The 12,567-nt window shown below is 67.2% G+C and carries 10 protein-coding genes, 1 tRNA gene and 1 pseudogene; 3 read left to right on the top strand and 9 right to left on the bottom strand.

Translation table 11 applies throughout. From position 1 onward, the window contains the following. The first annotated feature begins 6 nt into the window (after positions 1 to 6). Positions 7 to 2,796, top strand: coding sequence for a TonB-dependent receptor (locus tag DL544_RS15035; protein ID WP_061479655.1), 2,790 nt, complete (start codon positions 7 to 9; stop codon positions 2,794 to 2,796). Positions 2,797 to 2,960: 164 nt separating this feature from the next. Beyond that, positions 2,961 to 4,382: an arginine-ornithine antiporter gene (gene arcD / locus DL544_RS15040; protein ID WP_139727453.1), complete on the top strand. Its 1,422-nt coding sequence runs from the start codon at positions 2,961 to 2,963 to the stop codon at positions 4,380 to 4,382. A gap of 101 nt (positions 4,383 to 4,483) precedes the next feature. On the opposite strand, the gene DL544_RS15045 is transcribed toward arcD, so the two are convergent. The 9 genes and pseudogenes from DL544_RS15045 to DL544_RS21330 all read right to left on the bottom strand — a co-directional run bounded on the left by DL544_RS15045 (position 4,484) and on the right by DL544_RS21330 (position 11,581). After that, positions 4,484 to 4,560, bottom strand: a tRNA-Asn gene (locus DL544_RS15045). A gap of 22 nt (positions 4,561 to 4,582) precedes the next feature. After that, positions 4,583 to 5,053, bottom strand: coding sequence for a 23S rRNA (pseudouridine(1915)-N(3))-methyltransferase RlmH (gene rlmH, locus DL544_RS15050; RefSeq protein WP_005418108.1), 471 nt, complete (start codon positions 5,051 to 5,053; stop codon positions 4,583 to 4,585). A 64-nt stretch (positions 5,054 to 5,117) separates the two neighbouring features. After that, positions 5,118 to 5,528, bottom strand: a complete 411-nt coding sequence (gene rsfS / locus DL544_RS15055) for a ribosome silencing factor (protein WP_005418109.1) — start codon at positions 5,526 to 5,528, stop codon at positions 5,118 to 5,120. 58 nt (positions 5,529 to 5,586) lie between these two features. Next, complete coding sequence (gene nadD, locus DL544_RS15060) at positions 5,587 to 6,252, bottom strand: nicotinate-nucleotide adenylyltransferase (protein WP_072168534.1); 666 nt, start codon at positions 6,250 to 6,252, stop codon at positions 5,587 to 5,589. Between the two features lie 3 nt (positions 6,253 to 6,255). After that, positions 6,256 to 7,293, bottom strand: a complete 1,038-nt coding sequence (gene holA / locus DL544_RS15065; RefSeq protein ID WP_139727455.1) for a DNA polymerase III subunit delta — start codon at positions 7,291 to 7,293, stop codon at positions 6,256 to 6,258. Next, a complete protein-coding gene (locus tag DL544_RS15070; RefSeq protein ID WP_479692420.1) occupies positions 7,227 to 7,889 on the bottom strand; it encodes an LPS-assembly lipoprotein LptE in 663 nt (220 codons plus the stop codon). Before DL544_RS15070 ends, holA begins: the two co-directional genes overlap by 67 nt. 137 nt (positions 7,890 to 8,026) lie before the next feature. Further along, complete coding sequence (gene leuS / locus DL544_RS15075; protein ID WP_139727456.1) at positions 8,027 to 10,669, bottom strand: leucine--tRNA ligase; 2,643 nt, start codon at positions 10,667 to 10,669, stop codon at positions 8,027 to 8,029. A gap of 105 nt (positions 10,670 to 10,774) precedes the next feature. Next, positions 10,775 to 11,373 (bottom strand): annotated as a pseudogene (locus DL544_RS15080) (DUF998 domain-containing protein). Positions 11,374 to 11,401: 28 nt separating this feature from the next. Beyond that, positions 11,402 to 11,581, bottom strand: a complete 180-nt coding sequence (locus tag DL544_RS21330; RefSeq protein ID WP_141653594.1) for a hypothetical protein — start codon at positions 11,579 to 11,581, stop codon at positions 11,402 to 11,404. Positions 11,582 to 11,630: 49 nt separating this feature from the next. Between DL544_RS21330 and trxA the strand changes: the two genes are divergently transcribed. After that, the gene (trxA, locus tag DL544_RS15085; protein WP_005418123.1) at positions 11,631 to 12,488 is read left to right on the top strand and encodes a thioredoxin; all 858 of its coding nucleotides are present in this window, start codon (positions 11,631 to 11,633) and stop codon (positions 12,486 to 12,488) included. Positions 12,489 to 12,567 lie beyond the last annotated feature (79 nt).

Consider the following 12,567-nt stretch of genomic DNA (forward strand, 5'->3'; position numbering starts at 1 on the left):
GAAGCTGTGAAACACCCGATCCAACGGCCCGCCAGCCGCCGCCGCACCACCCTGGCATCGTCCATCACCCATATCCTTGCTGGCAGCACCCTGCTGCTGGTCGGCGCCGTGGCTTCTTCCTCAGCCTTTGCACAGGAGCAGGCCACCAACCTCGACCGCATCACGGTCACCGGCTCCAACATCCCGCGCACCAACACCGAGACACCGTCGCCGGTGCAGGTGGTGACCCGCCAGGAAATCGACCGCACCGGCAAGACCACGGTCGCCGAGTACCTGCAGACCCTGACCGCCGACGGCGCAGGCTCCATTCCCAAGACCTTCGGCAACGGCTTCGCCGGTGGCGGCGCCGGCATCTCGCTGCGCGGCCTGGGCGCCGGCTCGACGCTGGTGCTGTTGAACGGCCGCCGCATGGCCACCTACGGCCTGGCCGATGACGGCCAGAAGGTCTTCACCGACCTCAGCACCATCCCGCTCGATGCCGTCGAGCGCGTGGAAGTGCTCAAGGACGGCGCCTCGGCGATCTATGGCTCCGACGCCATCGCCGGCGTCGTCAACATCATCCTGCGCAGCGACTTCCAAGGCGCCATCCTGCGCGGTTCCTACGGCATTTCCGGTGACGGCGATGGCGACGCGAAGAAGGCGACCCTCACTGCCGGCACCGGCGACCTGTCCAGCGATGGCTGGAATGCGTTCTTCAGCCTGGACGTCGGCAAGACCGACGCGATCAAGATCAGCGACCGCAAGAACCGCAAGTGGATCGGCACCGGCGATATCCGGCGCTGGGGTTACGACGCTGCAGACGCGCAGTTCCTGGGCGGTGCCTACCTGTCGGGCGGTACCGCCGGCGGCGTGGGTCCCAATGGCTCGGTGTTCGATGCCACCGGCCATCTGGTTGCCCTGCCGGGCTGCGCCGGGCTGACCACGATTCCCGGGCAGAGTGACGCGACCGCGCAGGCCCAGGGTTGCCTGTGGGATCCGGCGCAGCAGTACCGCGACCTGAGCCCGGAAGAGAAGTACGTGAACGTGTTCGGCCGCGCCAGCTTCGCGTTTGGTGAAGGCGGCGAGGTCTATACCGAGATCGGTTACTCGAAGAAGGAAACGATCTTCAGCAATACGCCATCCGGCGTATCCGGCGGCTGGGGCTACCCTGGCGGCCCGGTCAACGCCAACAGCGGTGCCGGTGCGACCCAGCTGTATGCAGGTCATCCGGACAACCCGCTGCCCACCGCGGCCCGCCTGCGTTACAGCGCGTGGGACGTGGGCCCGCGCGTGACCGACAATACCAATGAGTTCAACCGCTTCCTGGTGGGTGTCAAGGGCAACTGGGGCGACTGGAGCTACGACACCGCCTACCTGCATTCCGGCACCGACCTGGTCAACAAGCGCACGGGTTTCCTGCGTTATGACGCAGTACGCTGCGTGCTGGGCAATCCGGCCTGCCCCTATGGCACCTGGCGCATCGGCGACAATGCCTCGCAGACGCCGCAGTCGGTCTACGATGCCATCAGCCCGACCATCAGCGCGCGTGCCAAGTCGAGCCTGGACATGTTCGACTTCACCATCTCGCGCAGCCTGATGGATCTCAAGGGCGGTCCGCTGGGCCTGGCCTTCGGTACGGAGTGGCGCAAGACGAGCAACAGCCTGACGCCGCAGACCTTCACCGATATCGGCCAGATCATCGGCCTGGGCTACTCGGCCTACGACGGCACGCAGAATGTGTATGCCGGCTACGCCGAACTGTCCGCACCGGTGCTGGAGCAGTTGGAGCTGAGCGCTGCGGTCCGCTACGACAAGTACGAAAGCGGCGAAGGCAAGGCCACGCCGAAGCTGGGCGTGAAGTGGACCCCGGCCGACTGGATCGCACTGCGCGCCAGCTACGCTGAAGGCTTCCGTGCGCCGAACCCGGCCGAGAACGGTGACGGTGGCCTGGCCGCTTTCTCCAACGCCCGCGATCCGGTGCGTTGCGCCATCGACCCGGCCAACGAATGCACCGCGCGCTCGGTGGCGATCATCACGCGGCCGAACAAGGACCTGAAGCCGGAAGAGTCCAAGAGCTACTCGGTGGGCATCGTGCTGCAGCCAACCTCGACCACCTCGCTGACTGTGGATGCGTGGGAAATCAAGCGCACCAACGAAATCGCGCAGGGCAGCACGGCCGACGCCATCGCCGCGGGCAACGTTCTCCGCGATGCCAACAACATCGGCGGAGTCGCCAACAGCGGCACCATCCTGGCCGTCAATACCGCCTACGTGAATGCCAACTCCTCGCGCGTCCGCGGTATCGACACCGACATCCGCCAGACCTTCGACATCGGCCCGGGCCAGCTGGAAATGGACCTGCAGTGGAGCCACGTGCTCAAGTTCGAGCGCACCGAGGGTGATACCACCGTCGACTATGTGGGCACCCACGGCAACTGCGACGTGACCAACTGCATCGGCACGCCGAAGGACCGCATCAACTTCGGCACCACCTGGAAGCAGGGCCCGTGGAGCATCAGCGGCGTGGCCAACTACATCAGCAAGCTGGAGAACAAGGACCGCCGCGGCGGTGACTACCTGGCCTTCTATGAAGACGGCGAGCCGGTAGAGAAGATCTCCTCGTTCACCACCTTCGATCTGTCCGGCCGCTGGAACATCACCGAAGCCTTCGAGCTGAACGCTTCGGTGCAGAACGTGTTCGACCGCATCGCGCCGCTCGACCCGAGCACTTACGGTGCAGTCAATTACAACCCGCTGCACTTCAGTGGTGCGATTGGCCGCTACTTCACTGTCGGCGCCAAGTACACGTTCAAATAATCCCGCTGCTGTGTTTGCTTCGAAGGCCCGGGCTGTTGCCCGGGCCTTCGTCGTTTCCTGGCTGTTCGTTGTCCATGCCGGCTCCCGCACACCCGGCCTTGCAGCCATGTTCACGAGTACATGGCTAGGGTGTGCTCGCGGCATCCGGGCCGCAGGGGATCTCAATGGCCACGACATCGCAACGCCTCGGCCTGCCGGCGTTGACTGCACTGGTAGTCGGCTCGATGGTCGGCGCCGGTATCTTTTCGCTGCCGCAGAACGTCGCGCGCAGTGCCGGTCCGGCCGCCTTGATGATCGGCTGGGCGCTGAGCGGTGCGGGCATGCTGATGCTGGCCTTCGTGTTCCAGGCCCTGGCCAACCGCCGTCCGGACCTGGACACCGGCATCTACGCATATGCACGCGAAGGCTTCGGCAACTACATCGGCTTCTCCGCGGCGTGGGGCTACTGGGTCGCTTCGGTACTGGGCAATGCCAGCTTCTTCGTGCTGATCTTCAGCGGCCTGGGCCATTTCATGCCAGTGTTCGGCGAAGGCAACACGCCAGCCGCAGTGGCCGCTTCGTCCGTACTGTTGTGGACCGTCCACCTGCTGGTGCTGCGCGGCCTGCGCACAGCAGCCATCGTCAACGGCCTGGTGACAGTGGCCAAGCTGCTGCCCATCGCACTGTTCCTGGTGCTGGCCGCCGGCGCGTTCCGCATGGAGGTGTTCCGCGCCGACTTCTTCGGCACGCCTGCGCTCGGCGACCTCGGCCAGCAACTGCGCGGCATGATGCTGGTCACCGTGTGGGTGTTCATCGGCATCGAAGGCGCCAGCATCTATTCGCGGCGAGCCGCGCGCCGTGCCGACGTCGGCCGTGCCACGGTGATCGGTTTCCTGGGGGTCTGGCTGCTGCTGGTCCTGGTCAGCCTGCTGTCGATGGGCGTGCTGTCGCAGGCCGAACTGGCCGGGCTGCCCAACCCGTCGATGGCCTACGTGCTGCGCGCCATCGTCGGCGAATGGGGCGCGACGGTGATCATCGCCGGTTCGATCATTTCGGTGCTGGGCGCGCTGCTGGCCTGGGTGCTGCTGTGTGCCGAAGTGCTGTATGCCGCCGCTGGCGACGGCACGATGCCCGCCTTCCTGGGACGCGAGAATGCGCGTGGCGTGCCGGCCAATGCATTGTGGTTGAGCAACGGGCTGATCCAGCTGTTCCTGCTGCTGGTGCTGTTCAATGCGGGCAGCTACACCGGCCTGGTGCTGCTGGCCGCATCGATGAGCCTGGTGCCCTACTTCCTGTCCACCGCGTTCGGCGTGCAACTGGCCTGGCGCGGGCAGTCCTACGCGGGTGAGCCACGCGAGCGCTGGCGCGATTTCGTCGTCGCGCTGCTGGCCAGCGCCTACGCGCTGTGGCTGGTGTATGCCGGCGGCCTGAACAACCTGCTGCTGTCGGTGCTGCTGTACGTGCCCGGCGTTGTTCTGTTTGCGCAGACCCGGCGCCAGCGCGGCGAGCCGGTTTTCACGCGCTGGGAGTGGGCGCTGTTCGGCGCGATCCTGGCAGTAGCGATCGCCACGCTGGCAGCGTTCTGGAAGGGCCGGATCACGCTGTAGCGCCGAGCGCGTGCCCGGCTTGGAGGATGCAGCCGAGCATGGGCTCGCCGCCACAACACGGCAAAAAAAAACCTGCATCTCGCGATGCAGGTTTTGCAAGGTGGCGCCCGAAGTTGGACTCGAACCAACGACCCCCTGATTAACAGTCAAGTGCTCTAACCGGCTGAGCTATTCGGGCAGACGACTAGTATAACCACTCTTCACGCGCGATGGTAGGGGTGATTGGCAATCATTGCGGCAGCCCGATACAGCTGCTCGGCCACCACCAGACGCACCAGCATGTGCGGCAGCGTCAGCGGTCCGATCGACCACTTTTCGTCGGCCAGCGCGGAGACCTCTGGCGAATGCCCTTCCGGGCCACCGATCAGGAACGCCAGGTCCCGGCCCTGCCCGCGCCAATGCTCCAGGCGCTGCGCCAGCTGCTCGGAACTCAACTGCCGCCCCGGCACGTCCAGTGCCACCACGTAAGCGTTCTTCGGCAGCGCGGCGATGACCCGCTTGCCTTCATCCTCGGTGGCACGGCGCGGATCGCGCCCCTTGCCGCGCAGGCCGGGTTCGATTTCCACCAGCTCGAACGGCAGCCAATGCGACAGCCGCTTCTGGTATTCGGCGAACCCCTGCGCGACCCAGCTGGGCGCGCGTTCACCGGTGGCGATCAGGCGGGCTTTCATCAACGGTCCTCCAAAACGTCGACGGCGCCATCGGCGCCGTCGAAGGGATGCGTCAACGTGCGGCTCAGGCCACTTCGTCGTCGCTGGACGGCGGCTGGTCGCCGACGGTCCACAGGCGCTCGAGCGCGTAGAACTCACGCACGCGCGGCAGCATCACGTGGACGATCACGTCGCCCAGATCGACCAGCACCCACTCCGCTTCGCGCTCGCCTTCAACACCCAGCGGCATCACGTCGATGTTCTTGGCGAAGCGCACGACTTCATCGGCAATCGACTTGACGTGGCGGGTCGAAGTGCCCGAAACGACGATCATGTAGTCGGCAACGCTGGACCGGCCGCGCACGTCGATCTCGACCAGGTCCTTGGCCTTCAGGTCTTCGGTGGCTTGGCGGACGCTGGCCAGCAGTTCCGGCACGGACGGCGGCGGGCTGGGCAGATCGACCTTGATGGTCTGGGGCTGGGTCTGGTTGCTCAAAATGGATCGACTCGATAAACGTGGGGGCGATTATACGGGGATGGCGCGGCCGCGCCATTCACGCCGTGGCCGGGCGGTACAGCCCGTGTGCAGCGACATAGTCGGCCACGGCCGGTGGCAGCAGTGCGCGCCAGGGACCGCCAGCGGCAATCTGCGAGCGCACGGCGCTGGCCGATTCCTCGCGCAGTGGGTGGTGCAGGCGCAGGATGCGCCCGGCCGGGCTGGCGAACAGGGCCTGCTCATTGTCGGCCCAGCGCCCTTGCAGGGCGCGCCCCAGCTCGCCATCGATCGACGCCTGCAACGGACTGCCCGGCCGTTCGGCCACCACGAAGTGGGCCAGACCGAACAGGGCCTCCCATTCATGCCAGCCGGACAGCCCCAGCAGGCTGTCGGCGCCCACCAGCCAGGCCAGCGGCCGGCTCGGGCCCAGCTCGCCACGCAGCTCGCGCAGCGTGTCGACGGTGTACGACGGGCGACCGGGGCAGCGGGTGGCACGATCCAGTTCGCGACGGTCCAGCAGCAGCCCCGGCTCGTCGCCGATGGCCAGCGACAACATCGTGCAGCGCTGCTCAGCAGTGGCACCGGGCACCGCGCGGTGCGGCGGATCGGCGGCCGGCAGCATGCGCACGGCGACCTGCAGTTCATCACGGGCCGCACGCGCGATCGCCAGGTGCCCGAGGTGCACCGGATCGAAGGTGCCCCCGTAGTAGATCCGCAGGCTCATCACTCAGGCCCGCACCAGCAGGCGCACGGCACGCGGCTCGGCCACGGCCACCAGCAGGCGTTCCAGCGCCAGCCAGGCGTCGCCGTCAGCGCGCCCCTTGGCAATGCGGTCGACCAGCCCCGCCTCGGCCACGAAGCGCTCCCAGCGCTTGCCTTCCGGGTGCCGCTGCAGCGCGCGCTTGTAAGGCGCCTGCCGCGATTCCCAGATGCCGCGCGATTTCATTTCAGCGGCCAGGTTGCCACCACGCGCCTGCACGCGGGCCAGGCCTGCGCCCGCCAGCAGTTCGCGGATCACGATCGGCATCAATGCGGCCACCGCCTCCCCTTCACCGCGCAGGCCGGCCAGCATGCGCAGCACCGCCGGCGGCTGGCCGGAGAACGTCGCCTCCACCAAGCGGAACACGTCGTAGCGGGCAGCGTCAGCCACCAGCGACTCCATCCGTTCCACATCCAACGGCTGGCCGTCGGCCAACAGCGCCAGCTTGTCGATTTCCTGGGCGGCGGCCAGCAGGTTGCCCTCCACCCGCTCGGCCAGGCGCTGCACGGCGGCCGGGTCGGCACGCAGGCCCTTGCCGCGCAGGCGGCGCTCGATCCAGTCCGGCAGTTCGTGCGGCTTGATCGCCCATGCCACCGACAGCACGCCGATGCGGCTGACCGCCTCGGCCCACTTGCCCTGGTGGGCCTTGCTCCATTCATTGGCGGTGATCATCAACACCACGTCCGGTGCCGGGTTGGCGCAGAACTGGCTGATCACCTCGGCGCCCTCCTTGCCCGGCTTGCCGCTGGGCAGGCGCACCTCGACCAGGCGGCGGGCGCTGAACAGGCTTGGCGCATTGAAGCTGGCGTCAAGCTGGTTCCAGTCGAAATCACGCCCGTCGGCATCGAACACTTCGCGTTCGCCGATGCCCGAGGCGCGCGCACGCGCGCGGATGGCATCTGCGGCCTCCAGTACGCGCAGTGTTTCCGGGCCTGCGATCAGGTACACCGGCGCCAACCCGGTGTCAGCGCCCTGGCTGGCCAGCTGCTCCGGACGCAGTTCCATCGTCGCTGCCGCTCAGTGCTTGACGGCGGCGGCAGGCTCTGCCGGCACCGCGCCCTCGATCGGCTTGGCCTTCGGCGCGGACAGGCTGCCCCCTTCTCGATCTCGGCGCGGACCACGCTGTCGATACGGCGGATGATCGAGGCGGACATTTCCCGGCGCAGCTCCGTGGCCAGGATTTCGCGTTCGGTGGTGGTACCGGTGGCGTCGGTCGGCGGCGACACGTAGTCGCGCGACAGTTCGATCACCTGCTGCGGCACCAGTTCGCTGCCATCCTCGCGGCGGAAGATGAAGATCACCGCATAGCGCAGGCTGTACTCCTGCGCACGACCCTGCGAGTCGATGGCGATCGGGAGGTCACCCCAGCGCTCGGACAACACCTGCAGCTGGGTACTGGGTTCCTTGCTGTCCTCATCGGCCAGCCTGGCACCAGAGGCCAGCAGGCTGCGATTGAGCAGCTTGACCAGTTCACTGTACGGGGCGGTGGATACCACCTTCACCGGGGCGGTGTCGGTCGGCAGCATCAGCTTGTTGCGCAGATGGAAGCCGCAGCCGGCGAGGCCGAGGACAAGAACGAGGGCAAGCAGGATTCGGGTCATGGAGACAGTCTGGCGGAGCCGGGCGATCACGGCAACACACAGCGTGCCCGAAGCCGCGTGAATGCAGGGCCATCAAGCACCCGGCCCTGCTTCTGGAAAGGCATCGGCCACCGCGCGGGTGGCCGGTGCGAGGTACATCAGGCGGCGACGATGTTCACGATCTTGCCCGGGACGATGATGATCTTGCGCACCGTCAGGCCTTCCATGAACCTGGCCGCGTTGGGCTCGGCCAGCGCCAGCGCCTCGACCTGCTCGCGCGCGGCATCGGCCGCCACCTCGATGGTGCCGCGCAGCTTGCCGTTGACCTGCACCGCCAGGGTCAGGGCATCGCGTACCAGCGCACTGCTGTCGGCCTGCGGGAACGGCTGGTCTTCCAGCAGCGTCTCGCCATGGCCCAGCACCTGCCAGAGGGCGTGGCTGGCATGCGGCGTGATCGGGTTCAGCAGCAGCACGACGGCCTGCAGCGCTTCCTGGCGCACCGCGCGGCCCTGCTCGCTGTCGTCCTCGAACCTGGCCAGCGCGTTCATCAGCTCCATCACCGCTGCGATGGCGGTATTGAAGCTGTGGCGGCGACCGTAGTCGTCACCGACCTTGCCGATGGTTTCATGGGTCTTGCGGCGCAGCGCCTTCTGGTTGGCATCCAGTGCTGCAACGTCCAGCGCCGGGGCGGCACCGTCGGCAGCATGCTTCTGCACCTGGGCCCACAGCCGGCGCAGGAAGCGCGCCATGCCGTCCACGCCGGCCTCGTTCCACTCCAGCGACTGCTCCGGCGGCGCGGCGAACATCGAGAACAGGCGCACGGTGTCGGCGCCGTACTTGCCGACCATCGCCTGCGGGTCCACGCCGTTGTTCTTCGACTTGGACATCTTCTCGGTGCCACCGACCACCACCGGCTGGCCGTCGGCAATCAGGGTGGCGCCGGTGATGCGGCCGCGCTCGTCACGCTGCACTTCCACATCGGCCGGGTTGATCCAGTCCTTCGAACCGTCCGGATTCGGGCGGTAGTAGGTCTCGGCGATCACCATGCCCTGGCACAGCAGGTTGCGCGCCGGCTCGTTGCTGTCCACCATCCGCGCGTCGCGCAGCAGCTTGTGGTAGAAGCGGAAATACATCAGGTGCAGGATCGCGTGCTCGATGCCACCGATGTACTGATCGACCGGCAGCCAGTAGTTGCCGCGCTTGTCGACAGCGTCACGGGCACCGGGCGAGGTGTAGCGGGCGTAGTACCAGCTCGACTCCATGAAGGTGTCGAAGGTGTCGGTCTCGCGCTCGGCGGCGCCACCGCATTCCGGGCAGGTGGTCTTGCGCCATTCCGGGTCGGTCTTGATCGGCGAACCGGTCCCGGAGAACGCCACGTCCTCCGGCAGTACCACCGGCAGCTGCTCCTCCGGCACCGGCACCGCACCGCACTTGTCGCAGTAGATCACCGGAATCGGGCAGCCCCAGTAGCGCTGGCGGCTCACGCCCCAGTCGCGCAGGCGGTAGTTGACGCGGCGCTGGCCCTGGGCCTTGCGCTCGAAACGTTCGGCCAGGGCTTCGAAGGCCCCCTGGAAATCCAGACCGTCGAACTCGGCCGAGTTCACCAGCTCGAACGCACGGCTCTTGTCGCTGTACCAGTCCTGCCAGCGGCTACCGTCCCAGTTGCGTTCTTCTTCAGTACGCGGGTCCTTCAGCGCGATGACCTGCTTGATCGGCAGGCCGTACTTGTTGGCCACTTCATTGTCGCGCTGGTCATGGCCCGGCACCGCCATCACCGCACCGGTGCCGTAGCCCATCAGCACGAAATTGGCGACCCACACCGGGACCGGCTCGCCGGTGACCGGGTGCAGCGCGCGCAGGCCGGTGTCCATGCCGCGCTTTTCCTGGGTCTCCAGCTCGGCCTCGGACACACCGCCCTGCTTCAGGTCGGCCAGCATCGCGGCCAGTTCCGGGTTGTTCTTCGCTGCGTGCAGCGCCAGTGGGTGTTCGGCGGCGATCGACACGAAGGTCACGCCCATCACCGTGTCCGGGCGGGTGGTGAACACGCGCAGCGGATCCAGCACGCCACCATCGACGTCGCGCACGTCGAACTGGATTTCCAGGCCCTCCGAGCGGCCGATCCAGTTGCGTTGCATGGTCTTGACCGATTCCGGCCAGCCGTCCAGCTCGTCCAGGCCATCCAGCAGTTCCTGGGCGTAGTCGGTGATGCGCAGGAACCACTGCGGGATCTCACGCTTCTCCACCAGCGCACCGGAGCGCCAGCCGCGGCCGTCGATGACCTGCTCGTTGGCCAGCACGGTCTGGTCGACCGGGTCCCAGTTCACCACCGCGTTGCGGCGATAGGCCAGGCCCTTGCGCATCAGGCGGGTGAACATGCGCTGCTCGTGGACGTAATAGTCCGGACGGCAGGTGGCGAACTCGCGCGACCAGTCGATGGCATAGCCCAGCGATTTCAGCTGGCTGCGCATGTGGTCGATGTTCTTGTAGGTCCACGCCGCCGGCGCGGTCTTGTTCTTGATCGCGGCGTTTTCCGCCGGCAGGCCGAACGCGTCCCAGCCCATCGGCTGCAGCACGTTGTGGCCGGTCATGCGCTTGTAGCGGCTGATCACGTCGCCAATCGTGTAATTGCGCACGTGGCCCATGTGCAGCGCACCGGACGGGTACGGAAGCATCGACAGGCAGTAGTACTTCGGCTTGTCCGAGGTCTCGTCGACCTCGAAGGCACGGGTGGCGTCCCAGTACTGCTGGGCGGCGGATTCAACCTGCTGCGGGTCGTAGGCGTTGGTTTCAGCGCTGGTCATGGAACACGCGGATGCGGCGGCAAAGCGGTACAGCGTACCGCAGTGCGGCAAACGTCTCCAATCCTGCCTGCTGGGGGTGGGCGCCGCGATGCCCCGGGAGCCGTCTCAGCGTTGGCGCGACAGCGGCAGTGCGGTGGCCAGCCAGGCCACCCAGCAGGCGAACGCCAGCCGTTGTGCCAGCGGCGCCGGCAGGACGCCCTGCAGGGCAAACGCGGCCACCGCAGCCAGCATGCCGCAGCCCAGGGCCAAGGCGCCCAGGGCGCGGCCATGCGCCTGACGCAGCTGTGTCGTGCCCAGCAACAGGGTTCCGGCGACGAAGCCCAGCACCCAGATCATCCAGGCACTGGCATGCAGCTGGCTGGCCGGCCCATGCAGATCGTCCACGTCCAGCGGCAGCAAGCCCATCGCGGCAAAGCCCAGGCCAGCCAGCAGCAGCATCTGGCTGCCGACCCTCGATGCCCAGCCGGCAGTGGCGGGCAGGCTGCGGCGCAGGCGCTCAGCCACCACCGCGGCGAGCACGCCGGGCAGCACAAATCCAAGCAGATTGAAGGCCAGCGCATGCGGTACACCCGCGCACCCAGCAGCGCCACCGGGTGGCGCGCCTGTGCATAACCCTCCAGGCCGGCACCGAAGCCAGACACAGCCAGGACGAACACGACTGCAGCAAGCAGTCCCAACCAACGATCAAGCCGGACCATGGACATTGCGCGCAGTCACCCGGAAAAGAATGGATCAGCGCATTGTCGCGGCAGCGACGCGGTGCGCCAAGCGCGCGACCGAGGCCGGGTGCTTCCGGCGCACCGCGACCACTACGCCGGTCAGCTCCGGAAAGCGGGTGATCCACGAGCTGTACTGCGTGCCACGCCCCCGAGGCCGTCGCGCGCGATGTGATGGCAGGGTTGAGACGGACATCGATCGTCACCATAGAATCGGTCTCCAGATGCCAAGCGATGCTTTCCCCATGACCGAGACGACCTACGTATTCGACGCCACCACTGCGACCTTCGAGGCCGAAGTCCTGCAGAAGTCGCTGCAGACGCCGGTGCTGGTCGACTTCTGGGCCACCTGGTGCGGGCCGTGCAAGACCCTCGGCCCGATGCTGGAAAAGCTGGCTGCCGAGTACAACGGTGCGTTCGAGCTGGCCAAGGTCGATGTCGACAAGGAACAGCAGATCGCTGCGGCCTTCCAGATCCGCTCGGTGCCGACCGTGTTCCTGGTCAAGGGCGGCCAGCTGGTGGACGGTTTCCCGGGCGCCATTCCGGAAGGCCAGCTGCGTGAGTTCCTGGCCCAGCACGGCATCGTACCGGCCGATGTGGGCGATGCTGTCCCCGAAGATGACACCCCGCTGGATCCGCAGGCGCAGGTCGATGTGCTGCGTGCGCAGATCGCCGCCGAGCCGGACAAGGATGAACTGAAGCTCGACCTGGCCCTGGCCCTGCTGCAGATCGGTGGCGTGGACGAGGCAGGCACCCTGATCGACGGCCTGCCTGCCAATCTGGCCACCGACGACCGTGCCGTGCGTGCCCGCGCCCGCCTGGCCTTCGCCGCCGCGCTGAAAGATGCCCCGGCCGCCGAGGTGCTGGAGGCACGCATCGCCGCTGACGGCAAGGACCTCAAGGCCCGCCACCTGCGCGGCGTGCAACTGCTGCTCGGCGGTCATGACGAGGCCGCGCTGGCCCAGTTCCTCGAAATGCTGCGGATCGACCGCGGATTCGAGGAAGGCCTGCCGCGCAAGGCGCTGATCGACGCCTTCAATGTGATCTCCGACGAGGACCTGGTCGGCCAGTACCGCCGCAGGATGGCGTCGCTGCTGTTCTGAACGGGAGCCCGCCCCGTTCAGAATCCCTGCACTGAACGCGGGCAATAATGCGCGCGCTGGTGGCCATGCGGTCGCCACG

This window comes from Stenotrophomonas sp. pho (assembly GCF_006228405.1).
GTDB lineage: Bacteria > Pseudomonadota > Gammaproteobacteria > Xanthomonadales > Xanthomonadaceae > Stenotrophomonas > Stenotrophomonas sepilia.

Bases quoted from the DNA above. Each gene is read 5' to 3' on its own strand.
- rlmH (WP_005418108.1), bottom strand. From the start codon at position 5,053: ATGAAAGCCCGCCTGATCGCCACCGGTGAACGCGCGCCCAGCTGGGTC.
- trxA (WP_005418123.1), top strand. From the start codon at position 11,631: ATGACCGAGACGACCTACGTATTCGACGCCACCACTGCGACCTTCGAG.
- holA (WP_139727455.1), bottom strand. From the start codon at position 7,293: ATGGAACTGCGTCCGGAGCAGCTGGCCAGCCAGGGCGCTGACACCGGG.
- arcD (WP_139727453.1), top strand. From the start codon at position 2,961: ATGGCCACGACATCGCAACGCCTCGGCCTGCCGGCGTTGACTGCACTG.
- leuS (WP_139727456.1), bottom strand. From the start codon at position 10,669: ATGACCAGCGCTGAAACCAACGCCTACGACCCGCAGCAGGTTGAATCC.
- nadD (WP_072168534.1), bottom strand. From the start codon at position 6,252: ATGAGCCTGCGGATCTACTACGGGGGCACCTTCGATCCGGTGCACCTC.
- DL544_RS21330 (WP_141653594.1), bottom strand. From the start codon at position 11,581: ATGTCCGTCTCAACCCTGCCATCACATCGCGCGCGACGGCCTCGGGGG.
- DL544_RS15070 (WP_479692420.1), bottom strand. From the start codon at position 7,889: ATGACCCGAATCCTGCTTGCCCTCGTTCTTGTCCTCGGCCTCGCCGGC.